At 62.9% G+C, this 18,116-nt stretch carries 19 protein-coding genes; 8 read left to right on the plus strand and 11 right to left on the minus strand.

The features are described from left to right. Window positions 1-99: 99 nt before the first annotated feature. The 7 genes from AAG793_RS00225 to AAG793_RS00255 all read right to left on the minus strand — a co-directional run bounded on the left by AAG793_RS00225 (window position 100) and on the right by AAG793_RS00255 (window position 8,715). Window positions 100-456, minus strand: a complete 357-nt coding sequence (locus AAG793_RS00225; protein WP_341902433.1) for a rhodanese-like domain-containing protein — start codon at window positions 454-456, stop codon at window positions 100-102. A 49-nt stretch (window positions 457-505) separates the two neighbouring features. Continuing rightward, entirely contained in the window at window positions 506-1,195 is a 690-nt protein-coding gene (locus AAG793_RS00230) for a protein-L-isoaspartate O-methyltransferase (RefSeq protein ID WP_341902436.1), read from the minus strand. Window positions 1,196-1,291: 96 nt separating this feature from the next. Continuing rightward, the gene (locus AAG793_RS00235; protein ID WP_341902438.1) at window positions 1,292-4,552 is read right to left on the minus strand and encodes an efflux RND transporter permease subunit; all 3,261 of its coding nucleotides are present in this window, start codon (window positions 4,550-4,552) and stop codon (window positions 1,292-1,294) included. Between the two features lie 12 nt (window positions 4,553-4,564). Continuing rightward, window positions 4,565-5,785, minus strand: a complete 1,221-nt coding sequence (locus AAG793_RS00240) for an efflux RND transporter periplasmic adaptor subunit (protein ID WP_341902440.1) — start codon at window positions 5,783-5,785, stop codon at window positions 4,565-4,567. After that, a complete protein-coding gene (locus AAG793_RS00245; protein ID WP_341902443.1) occupies window positions 5,782-6,516 on the minus strand; it encodes a TetR/AcrR family transcriptional regulator in 735 nt (244 codons plus the stop codon). Before AAG793_RS00245 ends, AAG793_RS00240 begins: the two co-directional genes overlap by 4 nt. 172 nt (window positions 6,517-6,688) lie before the next feature. Then, on the minus strand, window positions 6,689-7,465 hold the full coding sequence (locus AAG793_RS00250) for a YdcF family protein (RefSeq protein WP_341902447.1): 777 nt from the start codon (window positions 7,463-7,465) through the stop codon (window positions 6,689-6,691). 53 nt (window positions 7,466-7,518) lie between these two features. After that, window positions 7,519-8,715, minus strand: a complete 1,197-nt coding sequence (locus tag AAG793_RS00255; RefSeq protein WP_341902449.1) for an acyl-CoA dehydrogenase — start codon at window positions 8,713-8,715, stop codon at window positions 7,519-7,521. A gap of 142 nt (window positions 8,716-8,857) precedes the next feature. Here AAG793_RS00255 and AAG793_RS00260 point away from each other — a divergent pair, with 142 nt between their 5' ends. Together AAG793_RS00260 and msrA are read left to right on the plus strand one after the other, a co-directional pair. Beyond that, window positions 8,858-9,769 (plus strand): LysR family transcriptional regulator, encoded by a 912-nt coding sequence (locus AAG793_RS00260; protein ID WP_341902452.1) that lies wholly within the window; start codon window positions 8,858-8,860, stop codon window positions 9,767-9,769. 100 nt (window positions 9,770-9,869) lie between these two features. Continuing rightward, the gene (gene msrA, locus AAG793_RS00265) at window positions 9,870-10,436 is read left to right on the plus strand and encodes a peptide-methionine (S)-S-oxide reductase MsrA (RefSeq protein ID WP_341902454.1); all 567 of its coding nucleotides are present in this window, start codon (window positions 9,870-9,872) and stop codon (window positions 10,434-10,436) included. A gap of 18 nt (window positions 10,437-10,454) precedes the next feature. Here the strand turns inward: msrA and AAG793_RS00270 are convergent, their stop codons facing one another. Continuing rightward, window positions 10,455-11,453, minus strand: coding sequence for a succinylglutamate desuccinylase/aspartoacylase family protein (locus AAG793_RS00270; protein WP_341902457.1), 999 nt, complete (start codon window positions 11,451-11,453; stop codon window positions 10,455-10,457). Window positions 11,454-11,572: 119 nt separating this feature from the next. Here AAG793_RS00270 and AAG793_RS00275 point away from each other — a divergent pair, with 119 nt between their 5' ends. The 3 genes from AAG793_RS00275 (at window position 11,573) to AAG793_RS00285 (ending at window position 14,291) form a co-directional block, all read left to right on the plus strand. After that, window positions 11,573-12,523 (plus strand): AEC family transporter, encoded by a 951-nt coding sequence (locus tag AAG793_RS00275; protein WP_341902460.1) that lies wholly within the window; start codon window positions 11,573-11,575, stop codon window positions 12,521-12,523. 93 nt (window positions 12,524-12,616) lie between these two features. Beyond that, window positions 12,617-13,264 (plus strand): DUF47 domain-containing protein, encoded by a 648-nt coding sequence (locus AAG793_RS00280; protein ID WP_341902463.1) that lies wholly within the window; start codon window positions 12,617-12,619, stop codon window positions 13,262-13,264. A 16-nt stretch (window positions 13,265-13,280) separates the two neighbouring features. After that, window positions 13,281-14,291, plus strand: a complete 1,011-nt coding sequence (locus AAG793_RS00285) for an inorganic phosphate transporter (RefSeq protein WP_341902467.1) — start codon at window positions 13,281-13,283, stop codon at window positions 14,289-14,291. Between the two features lie 129 nt (window positions 14,292-14,420). On the opposite strand, the gene AAG793_RS00290 is transcribed toward AAG793_RS00285, so the two are convergent. The 3 genes from AAG793_RS00290 to AAG793_RS00300 all read right to left on the minus strand — a co-directional run bounded on the left by AAG793_RS00290 (window position 14,421) and on the right by AAG793_RS00300 (window position 16,033). Beyond that, on the minus strand, window positions 14,421-14,738 hold the full coding sequence (locus tag AAG793_RS00290) for a high-potential iron-sulfur protein (protein ID WP_341902470.1): 318 nt from the start codon (window positions 14,736-14,738) through the stop codon (window positions 14,421-14,423). 250 nt (window positions 14,739-14,988) lie between these two features. Continuing rightward, window positions 14,989-15,432, minus strand: coding sequence for a hypothetical protein (locus AAG793_RS00295; protein WP_341905306.1), 444 nt, complete (start codon window positions 15,430-15,432; stop codon window positions 14,989-14,991). Window positions 15,433-15,502: 70 nt separating this feature from the next. Next, window positions 15,503-16,033 carry an N-acetyltransferase family protein gene (locus AAG793_RS00300; RefSeq protein WP_341902473.1) on the minus strand — a complete coding sequence of 177 codons (531 nt, stop codon included), beginning with the start codon at window positions 16,031-16,033 and terminating at the stop codon, window positions 15,503-15,505. Window positions 16,034-16,252: 219 nt separating this feature from the next. On the opposite strand from AAG793_RS00300, the gene rpsP reads away from it, so the two are divergent. The 3 genes from rpsP to trmD all read left to right on the plus strand — a co-directional run bounded on the left by rpsP (window position 16,253) and on the right by trmD (window position 17,979). Further along, window positions 16,253-16,504, plus strand: coding sequence for a 30S ribosomal protein S16 (gene rpsP, locus AAG793_RS00305; RefSeq protein ID WP_341902478.1), 252 nt, complete (start codon window positions 16,253-16,255; stop codon window positions 16,502-16,504). 23 nt (window positions 16,505-16,527) lie between these two features. Next, the gene (gene rimM, locus AAG793_RS00310; protein WP_341902480.1) at window positions 16,528-17,136 is read left to right on the plus strand and encodes a ribosome maturation factor RimM; all 609 of its coding nucleotides are present in this window, start codon (window positions 16,528-16,530) and stop codon (window positions 17,134-17,136) included. A 72-nt stretch (window positions 17,137-17,208) separates the two neighbouring features. Next, window positions 17,209-17,979, plus strand: a complete 771-nt coding sequence (gene trmD, locus AAG793_RS00315) for a tRNA (guanosine(37)-N1)-methyltransferase TrmD (protein WP_341902483.1) — start codon at window positions 17,209-17,211, stop codon at window positions 17,977-17,979. Window positions 17,980-18,116 lie beyond the last annotated feature (137 nt).

The following is an 18,116-nucleotide window of genomic DNA, read 5'->3' on the forward strand; positions in this document are numbered from 1 at the left end:
AGATCGTCGGGGGATGTCGCACCGGGGTGAGGCTTGGCGTGGTCATGGAGGTCCCTGAAGATGAGTGAATCAGAAAATCGTTGGCGTCGGTCTGTGGTGTCAGTAGACGGGAACCGAGCGGTCCAGCTGCTGCGACCAGGCGTCAATGCCGCCTTGCAGATTGACGACCGCGGTGAAGCCGTTTTGCACCAAGTAGTTGGCCACCTGCAGGCTGCGCATGCCGTGGTGGCAGAGGCAGGCGATGGGCGGCTGGTCACCGCCGGCGGCCGCCTGCAGCTCTGCCAAGCGGGCCGGCACTTCGCGCATCGGGATGTGCACCAGGCGAAAGCCGTCTTCACGCACCGAAGCGGTTTGCAGCTCCCAGGGCTCACGCACATCCAGCACCACCGGCAGTGCGCCTGCCGCAGCGCTGTCGCGCCAGGCCGGGAAGTCGGAGGGGCTCAGTTGGTCAATCATGGTGGGTGCTTTCAGTGGCGACTCGGGGACGATGGCATTGCAGGGCGGCTCAGAAACTGAATCGTGAAGGCTCAGGAAAGTTCAACATGCGTGGGGCCACGGTGTCCCAGGCCTGTGTGGTGCGCCAGGCGTCTTCGCCGGCACGGGTCACCAGCGTGGCGCGCATCACCGGCTCGGAGCCGACGATGGCGCTCAGGCGGCCGCCCACCTTCAGCATGGACAGCAGCGAAGCGGGTACTTCGGCCACCGAGCCGCTGAGCACGATCACGTCAAACGGGCCACGCAGCGGGTCGTTGCTGGAAACCGCCTGCGCCAGATTGGCCGCGCCATCACCCGTGCGCACCTCGGCGTTGTAAATACCGGCGCGCTGCAGGTTGTCCCGCGCCATCTGGGCCAGAGCGGGGTCGATCTCCAGCGAGATCACCTGTTGGCCTCGGTGCGCCAGCAGGGCGGCGAAATAGCCCGAACCGGTGCCGATTTCCAGCACCTTCTCGTGCTTCTGCACGGCCAGTTCCTGCAGGATGCGTGCCTCGACCTTGGGGGCCAGCATGCACTGACTGAGGTTGGTTTGTGGAGGCAACGGAATTTCCATGTCGACAAAGGCCAGCGCCTTGTGGGCAGGTGGCACGAAGTCTTCGCGCTTGACCACGGCCAGCAGCGAGAGCACCTGGTTGTCCAGCACTTCCCAGGGGCGGATCTGCTGTTCGATCATATTGAAACGGGCTTGTTCGTAGTTCATGGTGGACCTGTGTGATCTGTGTGATGGCGATGCCACTGCCGGATGGGCAACAGGGGCTTCGCGGCTTGCGTGTGACATGGAGATAAACCCTTAATTTTAGCGGTCGGACGTGACGGCAGCAGTGGCCACGGCGGGGGATGCGTCCACGGCCGTCGGCGTGCCAAACCGCCGCTTGAACCATTGCGCCAGATCATCGAGGTAGCAGTACGTCACCGGCACCACCACCAGGGTGAGCAGCGACGACGTGATCACGCCGCCGATCACGGCCTGCCCCATGGGCGCGCGCTGCTCGGAGCCTTCCGTCAGGGCGAAGGCCAGCGGCACCATGCCGAAAATCATGGCCAGCGTGGTCATCAGGATGGGGCGCAGCCGAACCTTGGCAGCGTGCAGCAGGGCTTCGCTGCGCTCCATGCCGGGTAGGCGGTGCCCATCCACATCCACCTGATCGGCCCGCATGCGGATCGCAAAGTCCACCAGCAGGATGGCGTTTTTCGTCACCAGACCCATCAGCATCACCACGCCGATGATGGAGAACATCGAGAGCGTCGAGCCGAACATCAGCAGCGCCAGCACCACGCCGATCAGTGTGAGCGGCAGCGAGGTCATCAGTGCCATCGGCTGCAGAAAGCTCTTGAACTGGCTGGCCAGAATCATGTAAATGAACAGGACTGCCATCACCAGTGCCGACACCGCGTAGCCGAAGGATTCGGCCATGTTCTTGGTCGAGCCGCTGAACTGGTAGCGGTAACCGGGGGGCAGGGCGGTGCTGTCGAGCACCTTGCGAATGTCTGCCGACACCTCGCCAGCCGAGCGGTTGGACACATTGGCGTTGACCGCCACTTCGCGTGCGAGGTCTCGCCGGTTGATCTGGTTGGGACCGGTCGATTCCTTCACGCTGGCGATCTGGTTCAGGCGCACGATGCTGCGGCTGCCGTCGGCATTGGTGGCTGTGCCAGTCATCAGGGGCAGGCGTTCGAGGTCCTGCGGCGCGGTACGCGCGTCCGGGGCCAGACGCACGTTGACGTTATAGGTCTGGTCGTCCGGTGCGCGCCAGTTGCCTACGGTTTCACCGGCCACCAGCGTGCGCAGCGCGTCGCCCACCTGCGAGACCGAAAGGCCCAGGTCAGACGCTGCCTCACGGCGCACATCAATCTGCACGACCGGCTTGTCGGCCTTGACGCTGGAGTCCAGATCCACCAGGCCGGGGATGGTGCGTATCTTCTCGGTGACTTGTCTTGCGAGGCGTTCCAGCTCCCTCAAGTCCGGGCCCTGAAGCGAGAACTCAACCTGCTTGTTGCCCCCCACCGCGTCCAGCAGGCCCACCTGTGTGACGGTGATGCCGGGCACTTCCTTGAGCCGGTCGCGCAGCACGGCCGACATCTGGTCCACGCTGCGGCTTCGCGCCTTGCGGTCCACCAGCCGCACATACAGGCTCGCATACATCTTGCCCTGTGCATTGCCAGTGTTGATGGTGGCCAGGGTGTAGCGCACTTCGGGCAGCTCGCGGATGATGGCCTCGACCTGGCGCGCCTTGGCTTCGGTGGCTTCCAGCGAAGAGCCAACTGGCGTGTAGAAGTTGACGGTGGTTTCCGAGAAGTCAGCCTTGGGCACGAACTCGGTGCCGAGCAGTGGCACCATGAAAATGCTGGTCACAAAAATCACCACAGCTGCCGCCAGCGTGGTCAGCTTGTGGGCCAGCGACCAACGCAGGATGCCCTGATAGCTGTCGCCCAGGGATTCGGTGGCGCGGTCAAACCAGCCGGTGACGCGGCCGATGGTGCGGTCGTAGAGGTTGGGCTTTCCGGCGGGCTGGCCTTCGTCGCCAGGCGCCTTGATCGACGGGTCATGCCAGACGCTGGAAAGCATCGGGTCCAGCGTGAAACTGACAAACATCGAGATCAGCACCGCCGCCACGATGGTGATGCCGAACTCGTGAAAGAACTTGCCGATGATGCCGCCCATGAAGCCGATCGGCAGGAACACCGCGACGATGGAAAACGTGGTGGCCAGCACGGCCAGGCCAATTTCCTGCGTGCCATCGAGCGATGCCTGATACGGCGTCTTGCCCATCTGCACATGGCGCACGATGTTTTCCCGCACCACGATGGCGTCGTCAATCAGCAGGCCGACGCACAGCGACAGCGCCATCAGCGTGATCATGTTGATGGTGAAGCCGAACAGGTTCATGAACAGGAAGGTGCCGATGATGGAGATCGGCAGCGTCAGCCCGGTGATGACGGTGGAGCGCCACGAATTGAGGAACAGGAACACGATCAGCACTGTGAGCAGCGCGCCTTCGATCAGCGTGCGGCGCACGTTTTCGACCGCCACGCGGATCGGCCGGGAGCCGTCGGCAATCAGCTCCAGCCGGATCCCGGGCGGCAATTGCGACTGGAGCTCCGTGATCGCCTGGTTCAGGCCATCCACCACGGCGATGGTGTTCTCGTCCTGCGCCTTTTGTACCGTCAGCAACAAGGTGCGCTGGCCGTTGTAGAGGGCCAGGCTCTCAAGCTCCTGCGCGCCGTCGGCCACACGTGCGACCTGATCCAGCGTGATGGCATTGCCGCTGGCGGCCCCTCTGCGCGCGACAATGATCTTTCCGAAATCCTCGGGCCTCTGCATGCGCGCGTCGATCTTGACGACGCGCTCCTGGTCCAGCGAGCGCACAGCGCCGACCGGCAGATCCCGGTTTTCATTGCGCACCGCGTTCACCACCTGCTCGGCGCTGACGCCCAGCGACTCCATGGCCTGCGGATTCAGATAAATGTTGATCTCGCGTTTGGTGCCGCCCACCAGCGTGACCGAGCCCGCACCGCGGACGTTTTCCAGCCGTTTCTTCAGCACCTGGTCAGCCCAGTTGGTCAGTTCTATGGCTGACATCGCTGGCGCTGCAGCCTGCCCCGCGGTTTGCCAGTTTGTCGCTGGCAACACCGCAATCGACCAGATCGCACGGCTCGCCGGATCGAAGCGCAGCACGCGCGGCTCTTTCACTTCGTCGCGCAGGGTGGGGCGGATGGCCGAGATTTTCTCGCGCACGTCTTCTGCGGCACGGCGACCGTCGATGTAGAGCTGGAACTCGATGATGACAATCGACTGGCCTTCGTAGCTGCGCGAGGTCAGCGCGTTGATGCCGGCAATCGAGTTGACGCCTTCCTCAATCTTCTTGGTGACTTCGCTTTCGACAATTTCCGGTGAGGCGCCCGGGTATTCGGCGGTGATGACTACGACAGGAAAGTCGATGTTGGGAAACTGGTCCACCTGCATGCGCTGGTAGGAGAACAGACCCAGCACCACAATGGCCAGCATGGCCATGGTCGCAAAGACCGGGTTCCTGAGGCTGACCTGGGTGAACCACATGCTGGTGGTGGCTCAGGGGGCGGGTTTGCCGTTGGCAGGCAGTTGTGCGGGCAGCTTTGCAGGTGCAGCGGTGAGCGCCGTGACGCGGACCTTGGTGCCTTCGCGCAGTGCGCCGATGGCGCCGCGGATCACCAGCGCTTCTTCAGCCAGTCCGGTGACGCTGACCACCGGCTCTGCGGCCGACGTTGCGCTGCCGGCGACGGTGCCGCGGGGGCCGGTTTGTACGGTGCGGTGAACGACCTGTCCGTTTTCCACCGTCTGCACATAAGGCGAGGGCTTGTCAGTCCGCACCGCAGTGACCGGCACCACGCGCAGCTGGCTGCGGGCAGTGCCCAACGTGCCTTGTGCAAACAGCCCTTGTCTTAAGCCGCTGGGCGCGCCTGCCGGGCCGTTGGCGTTGTTGATGCCGAGGTAGGCCAACACGCTGCGGCTGCCGGCCTGCGCGGCTGGGTTGATGCGGACCACCGTGGCCTCGATGGTCTGGCGGCTGCCTTCAATTTGGAGGTCGGCCTTCTGGCCAACCCGCACGTCCATGGCGTCGGCTGCACTCAGTGCCGCTTCCAGTTCCAGCTGTCGCAGGTCCACGATTTCGACGATGCGGGCATCCACGCCCACGCGCTCGCCGGGCTGGGCCAGGCGCTGCGAGACCTGTCCATCAATCGGTGAGCGGAGCACGGTGTCCTGCACCGACTTGCGCGTCACATCGGTGCCGGCTACGGCGGCCTGGTAGCTGGACCGCGCGGCATTCAGATTGGCCAGCGAGGTGTCCAGCGCGGTCTTTGAAATGAAGCCCTGGTCCACCAGGGCCTTGTTGTTGTCGTACTGGCGCTGCGCCACATCGACCTGCGCCCGCGCCGACTCGGCCTGCTGCATCGCCTGGCGCATGCGTGACTGGAACTCGGCGTCGTCGATGCGCGCAATCACCTGGCCGGCCTTGACGGTATCGCCTTCGCGGACCTTGAGGTCTTTCAGTTCCCCGGCGACGCGCGCCTTGATGACGGCCGAATTCACCGCCTTGAGAGCGCCCGAAATCGGCAATCCCTGAATCAGTTCGCGGGTGCTGGCCTTGACCAGATCGGTGTCGGCCAGCTCCACCGAGCCGATGTCTTTCGTTGCACTGGCATCGGCCAGCGCCTGTTTCTGCGCCTGCCGGCCCGACAACGCGCGCACCACGCCGCCGGCAATCAACAGCAGCACCAGCGCCCCCACAATCCATTTCGTCCGGCTGGTCATGGCCTGGCTTTCCTGGGCTGTGGCGCGGTCGTCGACACTTCCGGCAAGGGGGCCCGCTGGGCCCGGGCGGGGGGTGTGCTCAGCCCGTAGAGGATGGTGCGCAGTTGCGACTGGATGTACTGGGCTGGGTCGAGATTCATGTCGGCCCGCACGCAGACACCGCCCGAGTGCTTCGACAGAATCAGGAAGATCATCGGTGCAATCACGGCGTAGATCGCGTAGTCGAGGTCCATGGGTTCCAGCTCGCCCCGGTCAATGCCGCGCTGCAGGATGTGCCGGATCAGCGTCTGCCCCGGCAGGATGACTTCCTGCTGATAAAAAGCGGCCAGTTCGGGGAAGTTGCAGGCCTCGCTCATCATCAGTTTGGTGATGCCTGAGGCGCGGGTGGCGCCCACGCGCTCCCACCAGCTGGTCATGCAGTAGGTCAACAGCTCGGCGGTGTTGCCCTCGAACACATCCAATTCGGCCCGCCATTCGGTAAAGCGGCCCGAAATGTTCTCGCGCACGACGGCCTTGAACAGTTCTTCCTTGCTGGGGAAATAAAGAAACAGGGTGCCTTTGGAGACGCCGGCCCGGGCGGCGACCTCTTCTGAGCGGGTGGCTGCAAAGCCTTTTTCCACAAACAGGTCCAGCGCCGCGTCGAGCAATTCCCCCGGGCGCGCCTCCTTGCGGCGTTCGCGCTTGGCGGTGGCACTGCCGGTGTTGTCGCAAAAGAATTTGGAAAGAGGCATAGTTAATGACTGACTGGTTAGTAATATATCTTGCAGGTTCGGGACCGTCAACCCGACCGGACAAGGTACCCGGCGAGACTACACGGACTGAGGGACGTCGAGGCCCGACGTGGGTAAAAGCCCTGTAAAGCCAGGAAGCCTGGCTGGGCTGGGGTGGGGTGGGCTGGGCGCGTCAGACGAGAATCAGTCGCCCTACCCACCAGCCCAGCACCTCGTGCAGCACCTGGCGCGAGGCCAGCAAGCCGCTGGCCGAGGGAATCCACTCGAGCAGATCGCGTCGCTGCGGCAGGGTGTAGCTCACTGGTGCGGCCACCACCACCAGCCCGGCGCGCTCGAAGGCCCGCACTGCACGGGGCATGTGCGAAGCGTCGGTGACCAAGGCGATGCGTTGTACCCCATCGCGCTGGAGCAGCGGCGCCAGCCACTGTGCGTTCTCGTGGGTGTCGCGAGAGCGGCTTTCACTCCATCGCAGGCGCAGGCCGTAATCCTGCAGCGCCATCCGGGCCGCCACATCGGCTTCCGGCTGCCCCTGCTTGCCGTTGGCTCCCCAGCCATAGCCGCCGCTGAAGGCCACCGGCAGGCCAGACTGGCGCGCCAGCCACACGCCGTAGCGCAGGCGCGCGGCCGTGTGTGCGTTGGGCTGGCTGTCGCCATACTCGGGCGCCTCCGGCAGTGCACCGCCACCCAGCACCACGATGGCCTGCACCTTGCTGGTCTGCAGCGCCTGCAGGGTCAGTGGTGGGAATTGCGGCAAGGCGTTCCGGGCCAGCCAGACGGCGCTGCCATGGCAGCTGAGCACCGCCAGAAGCAGCCCCGACAGCGCCGTCAACGCCCACCCGCCACGCCACTTAAGGCGGGCCATCCACAACCCCATGGCCGCGAGCAGCAGCAGCGACGTGGGCGGCATGGCCAGCGCTGTCAGAACAGGTTTGAGCGCGCCGAATTCCATGCGGAATGGTGTCTTGTCAGCAGGTCAGTCGCGCCGGTTGGCTTGGGCCGGAATCAATAAAAAGCCTGCAGACCGGTCTGGGCCCGGCCGAGGATCAGCGCGTGCACATCATGTGTGCCCTCGTAGGTGTTCACGGTTTCGAGGTTGATCATGTGGCGGATCACATGGTATTCGTCGTGGATGCCGTTGCCGCCGTGCATGTCGCGCGCCATGCGGGCAATGTCGAGTGCTTTGCCACAGCTGTTGCGCTTGATCAGCGAAATCATCTCGGGTGCAGCCTTGTCTTCGTCCATCAAGCGGCCCACGCGCAGGCAGGCCTGCAGGCCCAGGGTGATCTCGGTCTGCATGTCGGCCAGCTTCTTCTGGATCAGCTGGTTTTGCGCCAGAGGGCGGCCGAACTGCACGCGGTCCAGGGTGTACTGGCGGGCGCGGAACCAGCAGTCTTCTGCGGCACCCAGGGCGCCCCAAGCGATGCCGTAGCGCGCCTTGTTCAGGCAGCCGAAGGGGCCCTTCAGGCCGCTCACATTCGGCAGCAGGTTGGCCTCGGGCACGAACACATCGTCCATCACGATCTCGCCGGTGATGGAGGCGCGCAGGCTCATCTTGCCTTCGATTTTGGGCGCCGTCAGTCCCTTCATGCCTTTTTCAAGAATGAAGCCGCGAATGCTTTCCTGGCCACCGACTTTGCCATCCGGGTCTTCCAGCTTCGCCCAGACCACAAACACGTCGGCAATCGGGCTGTTGGTGATCCACATCTTGGCGCCCTTCAGCACGAAGCCGCCATCGACTGGCTTGGCACGCGTCAGCATGCTGGCCGGGTCGGAGCCGTGGTTGGGTTCGGTCAGGCCAAAGCAGCCGACCCATTCGCCAGTGGCCAGCTTGGGCAGGTACTTCTGTTTCTGCGCCTCGCTGCCATAGGCGTTTATCGGATGCATCACCAGCGAGGACTGCACACTGATGGCGCTGCGGTAGCCGCTGTCCACACGCTCGACTTCGCGGGCGATCAGGCCGTAGGCCACGTAGCTGAGGCCGGCGCAGCCATAGCCGTCGATGGTGGAGCCGAGAAAACCCATGGCACCGGCCTCGTTCATGATCTCGCGGTCAAACTTTTCATGGCGGGCAGCCATCAGCACGCGGGTCTGCAGCTTGTCCTGGCAGAAGGTGTGCGCGGCTTCGGCAATGGCGCGTTCGTCATCGCTGAGTTGCTCCATCAGGAAAAACGGGTCTTGCCAGTTGAATCGGGTGCTCATGGGGTGTTTCCTTGTGTCTCGGGGGCGCGTGGCCAGAGTGTAGGCCTTGGGCCGGCAACAGGTGCCAGCCGCTGGATTGTTGGGCATGCATGAATACTTGTCTAATATCAAATAACGATTCAACGATATAAAATTTGTATTGATGGAGTTCAGGCACCTTCGCTATTTTCTGGTTCTGGCCGAGGAGCTGCACTTCGGCCGGGCAGCACGGCGCCTGTCGATTTCACAGCCGCCGCTGTCGCTCAACATCCAGCAGCTCGAAGCCTCGGTCGGCACGCAGCTGTTCGTGCGCAGCAGCAAGTCGGTGCAGCTCACGGCCGCCGGGCGCGCCTTCGTGCCCGAGGCGCGCGCGCTGCTGGACCGTGCGGCCCAGGCGGCCGGCCATGCTCGGGATGTGGGCGAGGGACTGGCGGGCAGCCTCACCATTGGTTTTGCTGGCACCATGCTCTACAGCGGCCTGCCGAAAATTCTGGAGCGCTTTCAGGTGCAGCACCCCCATCTGCGTCTGATGCTGCGCGAGCTGAGCTCCAGAGAGCAGTTGATCGAGCTCAGCCATGACCGGCTGGACCTGGGCTTTGTGCACACCACCCGGGTGCCACCGGAGCTGTCGCAGATTCTGGTGGCCAGCCAGCGCTTTGTCTGCTGTGTTCCGGCAGGCCATGCGCTGGCGCGCAAGCGCAGCGTTTCGGTCGCCCAGTTGCAGGGTGAGCCCTTCGCCGTGGTGTCACGCGATGTGTCACCCGACTACCACGACCGCATTGTCTCGATGTGTGCCGACGCGGGTTTTTATCCACAGATTCGGTATGAACTGCAGCATTGGCTCAGCGTGGTCTCGCTGGTGTCGCAGGGCATGGGCGTGGCACTGGTGCCGGCGGCGCTGCGGCAGTCGGCACTGGCAGGCGCAGCCTTTGTGCCGCTCGCTTCAATCACCACGCCGTATGACACCCATTGCCTATGGAAGCCGGTGCGTGCGGGTGCTGCGCTCCATGCCTTTGTAAAAGCTGTGCAGGCAGTAGCGCCGCAAGCGGGTTCCGCTGAGAGAGTCTTGGCCTGAAGAGCCTACCCCGCTGGTGTCATGGACAAGACCTGACGCGTAAGATTCTTGTGAATTCAGCGACTCACTTCATCATTCACCCTTCAAGGCAGAGATCTCCATGTCCTCATCCCCTCAAAGCAGCCCTCCAACCGGTCTCCAGACCATCACCCTGGGCGGTGGGTGCTTTTGGTGCACCGAGGCGGTGTATGTCAAGGTTCGCGGTGTGACCGACGTCGAGTCGGGCTACAGCAACGGCCAGGCTGCACGCCCCAGCTACGAAGAGGTTTGCACCGGCCGCACCGGCTGCAACGAGGTGGTCAAGCTCGAATACGACCCGGCCGAGATCACGCTGAAGGAAATTCTGGCGATCTTCTTCGTAATTCATGACCCGACCAGCCTGAACCGTCAGGGCAACGACGCGGGCACGCAGTACCGCAGCGGCATCTACTACAGCACCGAGGAGCAAAAGGCGGTCATTGAGGATTTCATCCGCGAAGCCACCGACAACAAGCTGTTCGGCAAACCCATCGTGACCGAGGTGCAACCGCTGGCCAACTACTGGCCAGCCGAGGCCTATCACCAGGATTACTTCGAGAACAATCCCAATCAGGGCTATTGCGCGTTTGTGGTCGGGCCAAAGGTCGAGAAATTCCGCAAGACCTTCGCCTCACGCGTCAAGGCGTGAATCGGTTGCGGCGAGCAGTCAGGCCCTGCGCTGGGCGAAGTAGAACCACTCCTGTCCGACCTCGCTGCGCGGGTTGGGGAACACCACAAAACCGTCCGCCGGTGCTGTGACCGGTGTACCGCTGTGGCGTGTGCCGATCACGTCGCCCGCGTTCACCGCATCGAAGCTGCGCCATTCGCGCGTGAACTGGTCGCCGGTGTGCTCGCGGTCAGTCACATCCACCAGCCGCAAAATCTCGCGCGATGCGGGCTCTGGCAACAGAGTCCCGTTGCTGATGCCGAGCAGCGCCAGCGTCTGCAGGATGGCGTGGCGTGCAACCCCCACCGCCTGCGGGTCATCATGCTGACCGCATTCCAGCGTGACGCCATAGCCACCGCGTGAACGCATGTATTCCGTGGTGCCGACGCCGTAGTTGGGGTTGGTTACCAGGGTCTGGGCTCGAACACCATTGGCCGGCGACGGTGCTGCTGCACGGCGCTGAACCCCACGCGCGTAGGTGTCCAGCCAGCCTTCAACGATGCGGTACGGGCCGGTGTGCAGTGCCAGCTGCATCTCTTCGGCCGCATGGGAGAAAGGCTCCAGCGTGCCCCTGTTGTTCTGCGGGCCGATCATCACGAACGGGCTGCCGCCGGTGTGGAAAGAATGCAAATCCAGCAGCACATCGTGTGCATCGAGCAGCGGGCACAGGACGTTGGCAATGCGGTCCTCGAAATCCTGCGGAATCGCGCTGGGGGCCATGTTGCGGTTGAGGTTGCGGTCACCTACGCGTTGGCCGAGCTGGAAGGCCAGGGGGTTGGTCACCGGCACAAAGGTCACGGTGCCGCGTTCAATCGCCACGGCGCCCGCGTCGATGTCCTGCAGCAGCTGCAGGATGGCGCGGGTGCCGCAGGTCTCGTTGCCGTGCACCGCGCCGGTCACCAGCAGCCTTGGGCCGGGTGCCAGCCCGTGGTAGCAATGACTGCGCAGATGGGTGGGCCGTTGTACTGGTGGCGTGGAGGCAGGAGTCGTCGTGTTCATCTGCCCTTTATACCGCTGATGCATACCGGGTTCCGTTCGTCAGGTCATGGCCAGCCACAGCAGTTCATCGCAGCTCATGGGTCAGGGGCCGCGTGGCGGACAGGCTCTAAGATCGCACGATGAATTCGCTGGTGTTTGTCTCCCTGTGCCCGATTGTTTTGTTGATAGCCTGCGGATTCATCGCTGGCCGCGCCAGCTGGATCAGGCCGGTGGCGATCCGGGATCTTTCCAACCTGATTTTTCTGTTGCTGACACCCGCGCTGCTGTTCCGCACCATGAGCAAGGTGCGTGTGGAGCAGCTGGATTTTCGGCCAGTGCTCGCTTACTTCCTCGCAGTGGCCATCCTGTTCGGCGGTACTCTGCTGGTGCAGGGCTTCAATCGCCGCGCGGCCGTGCTGGCGCTGGCCAGTACGTTCTCGAACACCGTGATGATCGGCATCGCGCTGATTGGCCTGATGTACGGACCGCAGGGGCTGGTGACGCTCTTCACATTGGTGTCGGTGCACTCGCTGGTACTTCTGACCAGTGCCACCGTGGTGCTGGAGCTGGCTGTGGCCAGGGAGGCCCGCCAAGGAGCGCCTGATTCAGCCGAGGCGCCCCCGCATCCGGTCAAGACGGTGCTGATGGCCATTCGCAGTTCATTGCTTCACCCCGTGCCGCTGCCCATCATGGCCGGGCTGCTGTTTGCGCAGACAGGCTGGGTGATGCCCGCCGTGATTGACAAACCGCTTGAGCTGCTGGCGACCGCATTCGGTCCGCTGGCTCTGGTGCTGGTGGGGGTGACGCTGGCCAACACACCAGTGGGTGTGCATTGGCGACCCGCGCTTGCGCTTGCTGCTGCAAAAAACCTGTTGCACCCGTTGCTGGTGTTCGGCCTGTGCAAGCTGCTCGGCGTGACGGGTTTGCCGATGAACGTCATGGTGCTGGCGGCCGCATTGCCGATTGGTGCCAACGTGTTCCTGTTTTCCCAGCGCTACAAGGTGGCCGAAGAGCTGACGACCGCCAGCGTGGTGGTTTCCACGGTGCTGGCGCTCGGCACGCTGACGCTGGTGCTGACACTGGTGGGTTAGTGGCGGCGGTGATGGTGCAGCGCGTGCTGGGGCACGGTTAAACTCCCGCCTGTCATTAAATTGTCATATTTCAGACAAATTTCAGGAGATTCCATGCTGTTTGGCAAGTTGTTGCCCCGCGAAGGCAATTTTTTCGAGCTGTTCAATCAGCATGCTGACCGGATCGTCGAGGCTGCGCGGGCCTTCTCCAACATGGTGGCCAACTACAGCGATGTGGAAAAACGCGAGGCGTTCAACCGTGAGGTTGACAACGCCGAGCGCGCGGCGGACCGCATCACGCAGGAGGTCAACCGCATGCTGCACAAGACCTTCATCACGCCGATTGATCGCGAGCACATTCACTCGCTGATCAACACCATGGACGATGTGGCCGACCTGATTCAGGACTCGGCGGAAACGATGGCGCTCTATGACGTGCGCCACATGACGGAAGAAATCACGCGCCTCACGGATCTGAGCGTGAAATGCTGCGAGCGCCTCAAGGATGCTGTGGGGTTGATTGGCAAGGTCAGCGACCCCGCCACGGCCGAAGCGGCGCTGAAGACCTGCGAGGAGATCGACAAGCTGGAGTCGGACGCCGACCGGGTCATGCGCTCTGCCATGAGCCGCTTGTTCCGCGAGGAACCCGATGTGCGTGAGGTGATCAAGCTCAAGGCTGTTTACGAACTGCTCGAAACCATCACTGACAAATGTGAGGATGTGGCCAATCTGATCGAGGGCATCGTCCTCGAGAACTCCTGATCCTGGGCTGAACGCGATGGAAACAATGCAGGCAGCGCTGTGGATTGTGGTGTTGCTGGTGATCCTGGCGATTGCCTTCGACTTCATGAATGGCTTTCATGATGCGGCCAACTCCATTGCCACGGTGGTCTCCACCGGGGTGCTCAAGCCGGGGCAGGCCGTGATGTTTGCGGCCTTTTTCAACCTGATTGCGATCTTCGTTTTTCATCTGAGTGTGGCGGCCACCGTGGGCAAAGGCATCGTGCAGCCTGGTGTGGTGGACATCCACGTGGTGTTCGGCGCGCTGGTCGGTGCCATCACCTGGAACCTGGTCACCTGGTATTACGGCATTCCGAGCAGCTCTTCGCATGCGCTGATTGGTGGCATCGTTGGCGCCGTGATCGCCAAGTCCGGCACCCAGGCCCTGCTCGCCGGCGGTGTCATGAAAACCGTGGCCTTTATCTTCGTTTCCCCGACGCTCGGCTTCCTGCTGGGCTCGCTGATGATGGTGGGGGTGTCATGGGTCTGCCGGCGTGCCACCCCTTCAAAGGTCGATCGCTGGTTCCGGCGCCTTCAGCTGGTGTCTGCCGGTGCCTACAGTCTGGGGCATGGCGGCAACGATGCCCAGAAGACCATCGGCATCATCTGGATGCTGTTGATCGCTACCGGCTACACGGCGGCTTCAGACCCCTTGCCGCCATCGTGGGTCATCGTGGTTTGTTATGTGGCCATCGCGGCTGGCACCCTGTTTGGAGGCTGGCGAATCGTGAAAACCATGGGTCAGAAAATCACCAAGCTCAAGCCCGTGGGTGGCTTTTGTGCCGAAACGGGCGGGGCGCTGACGCTGTTCCTCGCCACCGCACTGGGCATTCCAGTGTCTACCACGCACACCATCACTGGCGCGATTGTGGGGGTCGGATCCACGCAGCGCGCATCTGCGGTTCGCTGGGGCGTGGCGGGCAACATTGTCTGGGCCTGGATTTTCACCATCCCCGCCTCCGCGTTTGTCGCTGCCGTCGCCTACTGGTTCAGTCTTTACCTGTTCTGACCAGTCAGCGATCAGCGGAACATCAGCGGAACACAAGAAAAAAGGGCTGTGCACGATGCACAGCCCTTTTTGTAAGCGCCTTCATGCAGGCGCCGGCGTTGTGACGCCAGCCCCTGCGCAGCCGTGGCCTCAGGCCTTCTTGGCGTAGGCGCTGCACCAGCCTTTGCCGGCGACCTGCTTGCCTGCGAACAGCGGGCAGCCTGCAGCGGCGTCAGTGACCTTGCCCTGATAGAGCGCGCAGTTGTTGCACAGCTGGCCAGCGGCGTACTTGGGGAACTTGGCCTTGTCGACTTTGGTGGCGTCAGCCTTGTAACCCAGGGCTGCAGCCTGTGCATCGGCTTCGGCCAACATGGGTTGTGCGTGAGCGACGCCCGCCAGGCTCATGGCGGAAAGGGCGCCAGCGCCGGTGAGGGTGTGCACGACGAATGTTCTGCGGTTGGTTTTCATGTTGTCAGTTCCTTTGAATATGGCGACGGGTTTCAACAGTGTTGATGCATGTGTTGACGAACCCGCGCCAGCATGTCATGCCGACATAGGCGAGACTGACTGTATTACGACCCATTAAACCAACGCTTGCACTTGGTATTTATGCGTAGCCTTTTTGGCAAGCGCGCGCGTTGAGACTTGCAACTGACGCATTTCTGACGAATTTCGTGACCAATTCCTCGGCCTGCCGGCGCTCGACCTGTTGACTCCATCACTGGCTGATCTTGCGTGCTTCTTCCACCTGGTATTCAAAGTAGCGCTGGAAGCTGAACACAATGCTGGACATCATTGAAATGGTGCCGAACAGCAGGGCGAACACCACGGCACCGATGGTCAGCCAGTTGGTATGGCCAGCGCGCGAGTCGGGGTGGCCGGGGTTGTAACGCGCGTTCCATTTCTCCGCCGAGGTCAGCCCGTAAACAATGGCCGTCAGTGCTGCTGCTGCGACCGTAAAGCCCAGCAGGGGAACCAGCAGCCAGGCCAACTGGTCGTCCTGGCCGTAGGTGCGCACACGAATCACGCCCCACCAGCCCAGTGCGGCGGCCACGGGGTGCAACCAGGCCCACACATCGCGCATGCCGAACAGGTAAAAGCGGTGAAGGCCGAGTTGACCGCCAATGAAAGCCAGCCATGTGGTGACCGTCTTGTTTTTGATGGCAGCGTGCGCCGGGGCAAGTGGCAGGGTGGATGGGGATGTCATCGCCTGATTATCAAACCTTGGCGCATTAACCCGCTTGTTCAGGGGGGCTGGCATCCCCCGCGCCGAGGGTTTTTTCCATGATGACAATGTCGCGCCAGGCGCCGAACTTCCATCCGCAGGACTTGACCGTGCCGACCTCGGTAAAGCCCAGTGAGCGGTGAACACCGATCGAGCCGGCATTGGCCGAGTCGCCGATGACCGCCATGGCCTTGCGGATGCCCGCCGCTTCCAGCCGCGCCAACAGCTCTGCCAGCAGGGCGCGCCCGAGGCCCTTGCGGTGCAGGCCGGGCGCCATGTAGATCGAGTCTTCCACCGAAAAACGGTAGGCGGGCCGCGGCTTGAACCAGTTCGCATAGGCGAAACCAATGACCTCGCCGTCTTGCTCCACCACCAGGTAGGGCAAGCCTTTGGCCAGCACGTCGGCGCGCCGGTTGGTCATGTCGGCTGCGCTGGGGGGCTCGGTTTCAAACGTACCGGTGCCATTCAGGACGTGGTGGGCGTAAATGGCGGTGACGGCCGGGATATCCTGGTCCTGGCTGGGGCGTATCAGAGGCATGGTGAGGTTCGCGAGGGTTGTTTGTGGGGGTCCGTACGGCGGGGACAGTCCGATTTTGTGGAAAAACGCACCGCCGGGCTATAATCTCAGGCTTTGCAGCAATTCGCTGGCCGGGTGGCCATGTCGTGTGTCTCAAGCGCTGCAGAACATTCCGGGGTTCGTGTCTCCAAGGCCTTCAGGGCTATTTGATAGGCTGTCCCCCCACCCGAAGGATAAATCATGGTCGTCATTCGACTCTCCCGCGGCGGTTCCAAGCACCGTCCTTTTTTCAATATCGTTGTGGCTGACAAACGTGTTCGCCGCGATGGCCGTTTCATCGAACGCATCGGTTTTTACAACCCGATCGCCAAAGGTGGCGAAGAAGGCCTGCGCATTGCGCAAGACCGTCTGACCCACTGGATCGGTGTGGGCGCCCAGCCTTCGCCGACCGTCGAGCGCCTCGTCAAGCAAGGCGCCGCCAAGGCCGCCTGAGCGCCAGGCAGCCTGAAGTCCTGATGTCGTCCGGCCTCAAGTCGTCGGCGGGTTTGAGCCCCTCAAGCCTGCCGCACGATGCGATTGAAGTCGGACGCGTCCTGGACGCATGGGGAGTGAAAGGGTGGGTGAAAATCCTGCCCCACAGCACCGACCCGGCTGCCCTGTTCACCGCCCCCTTCTGGTTTCTGGAGGCGCCTGAAGCCAAATTCAGGCCCGGCTTTTCGGCTTTCTCCGGCACACAGTCCGTGCAGGTGGAGGAGGTCAAAACCCATTCCGATTCCGTCGTCGCCAAGTTTGCTGGCATGGACGACCGCAACGTCGCCGAAGCGATTCGCGGGACGCGCATTTTCCTGCCGCGCAGTGCTTTCCCGGCCGCTTCCAAAGACGAGTACTACTGGGTCGACCTGATTGGCCTCGATGTGGTCAACCGCGAAGGCGTGGTTCTGGGCACCGTGCGCGATCTGATGACCACCGGCCCGCAGTCGGTGCTGTGTGTGGAGTACAGCGTGATCCGCGAAGACGGCTCCAGCGCAGCTGCCGAGCGCATGATTCCGTTTGTTTCGGTCTACGTCGACAACGTTGATCTGCCGGCCCGGCGCATCACCGTCGATTGGCAGCCTGATTACTGACACTGCATTCGGGCGTCGTGCGTGCTGGGCACGCAGTGCTTTGCAAAGCCAGTGCTAAATTGCGGTTCCACCATGCGCTTTGACGTCATCACCCTCTTCCCTGAACTGTTTGCGCCGTTTTTGCTGTGCGGCGTGACGCGCCGCGCCTATGAGTCGGGTCAGGTCGAGGTCAAGCTGTGGAACCCGCGTGATTTTGCCGATGGCAGCTACCGCCGCGTGGATGACCGCCCCTTCGGCGGCGGGCCTGGCATGGTGATGATGGCCGAGCCGCTGGCCCTGTGTCTGGACGCCGCGCGCGCTGAGCGTGCCGGGGCGGGCTCCGAGCCGGCGCCAACCGTGCTTTTTTCCCCCGTGGGCGAGGTGCTGAGCCATGCTGCGGTGGAGCGCTGGTCGGCAAGTGGCGGTGCGGTGCTGATCTGCGGCCGCTACGAGGGGCTGGACCAGCGATTCATTGATAACCATGTCGACGTGCAGATCAGTCTGGGTGATTTCGTGTTGTCAGGTGGCGAAATTGCCGCGATGGCGCTGCTGGACGCTGTGGCCCGACTGCAGCCCGGTGTACTGAACGACGAAGGCAGCCACCAGATGGACAGCTTCAATCCCGCGCTCGACGGACTGCTGGACTGCCCGCACTACACCCGCCCCGAGGCCTGGCGCGGGCATGTGGTTCCACCGGTGCTGATGTCCGGCAACCATGCGCACATTGAACGCTGGCGGCGTGAGCAACGGCTGGCTTTTACCCAGTCAAGGCGCCCCGAACTGGTGCAACAAGCGCGCAGCCGTGGTGTTTTGACCGCACAGGACGAGGCTTTTCTGGCGGGCTTGCCCCAAATCCCGGGCTGATTTGCCCGGCAAGTGCCCGAATTGCTATAATCAAAGGCTTTTCGATCCTCTGGCGGCCACTGCGACCATGAGCGACTTCCCCGGAAGTCCCTGGAATTGCGGTCTTTAGCGTAGCGCGTGAATGAACGAAAAAGTGA

Origin of the sequence: Polaromonas sp. YR568, assembly GCF_943372955.1 — a bacterium.
GTDB lineage: Bacteria > Pseudomonadota > Gammaproteobacteria > Burkholderiales > Burkholderiaceae_C > Polaromonas.

Coding starts and splice junctions, on each gene's coding strand:
- AAG793_RS00225 (WP_341902433.1), bottom strand. CDS start 456: ATGATTGACCAACTGAGCCCCTCCGACTTCCCGGCCTGGCGCGACAGC.
- AAG793_RS00230 (WP_341902436.1), bottom strand. CDS start 1,195: ATGAACTACGAACAAGCCCGTTTCAATATGATCGAACAGCAGATCCGC.
- AAG793_RS00235 (WP_341902438.1), bottom strand. CDS start 4,552: ATGTGGTTCACCCAGGTCAGCCTCAGGAACCCGGTCTTTGCGACCATG.
- AAG793_RS00240 (WP_341902440.1), bottom strand. CDS start 5,785: ATGACCAGCCGGACGAAATGGATTGTGGGGGCGCTGGTGCTGCTGTTG.
- AAG793_RS00245 (WP_341902443.1), bottom strand. CDS start 6,516: ATGCCTCTTTCCAAATTCTTTTGCGACAACACCGGCAGTGCCACCGCC.
- AAG793_RS00250 (WP_341902447.1), bottom strand. CDS start 7,465: ATGGAATTCGGCGCGCTCAAACCTGTTCTGACAGCGCTGGCCATGCCG.
- AAG793_RS00255 (WP_341902449.1), bottom strand. CDS start 8,715: ATGAGCACCCGATTCAACTGGCAAGACCCGTTTTTCCTGATGGAGCAA.
- AAG793_RS00260 (WP_341902452.1), top strand. CDS start 8,858: ATGGAGTTCAGGCACCTTCGCTATTTTCTGGTTCTGGCCGAGGAGCTG.
- msrA (WP_341902454.1), top strand. CDS start 9,870: ATGTCCTCATCCCCTCAAAGCAGCCCTCCAACCGGTCTCCAGACCATC.
- AAG793_RS00270 (WP_341902457.1), bottom strand. CDS start 11,453: ATGAACACGACGACTCCTGCCTCCACGCCACCAGTACAACGGCCCACC.
- AAG793_RS00275 (WP_341902460.1), top strand. CDS start 11,573: ATGAATTCGCTGGTGTTTGTCTCCCTGTGCCCGATTGTTTTGTTGATA.
- AAG793_RS00280 (WP_341902463.1), top strand. CDS start 12,617: ATGCTGTTTGGCAAGTTGTTGCCCCGCGAAGGCAATTTTTTCGAGCTG.
- AAG793_RS00285 (WP_341902467.1), top strand. CDS start 13,281: ATGGAAACAATGCAGGCAGCGCTGTGGATTGTGGTGTTGCTGGTGATC.
- AAG793_RS00290 (WP_341902470.1), bottom strand. CDS start 14,738: ATGAAAACCAACCGCAGAACATTCGTCGTGCACACCCTCACCGGCGCT.
- AAG793_RS00300 (WP_341902473.1), bottom strand. CDS start 16,033: ATGCCTCTGATACGCCCCAGCCAGGACCAGGATATCCCGGCCGTCACC.
- rpsP (WP_341902478.1), top strand. CDS start 16,253: ATGGTCGTCATTCGACTCTCCCGCGGCGGTTCCAAGCACCGTCCTTTT.
- rimM (WP_341902480.1), top strand. CDS start 16,528: ATGTCGTCCGGCCTCAAGTCGTCGGCGGGTTTGAGCCCCTCAAGCCTG.
- trmD (WP_341902483.1), top strand. CDS start 17,209: ATGCGCTTTGACGTCATCACCCTCTTCCCTGAACTGTTTGCGCCGTTT.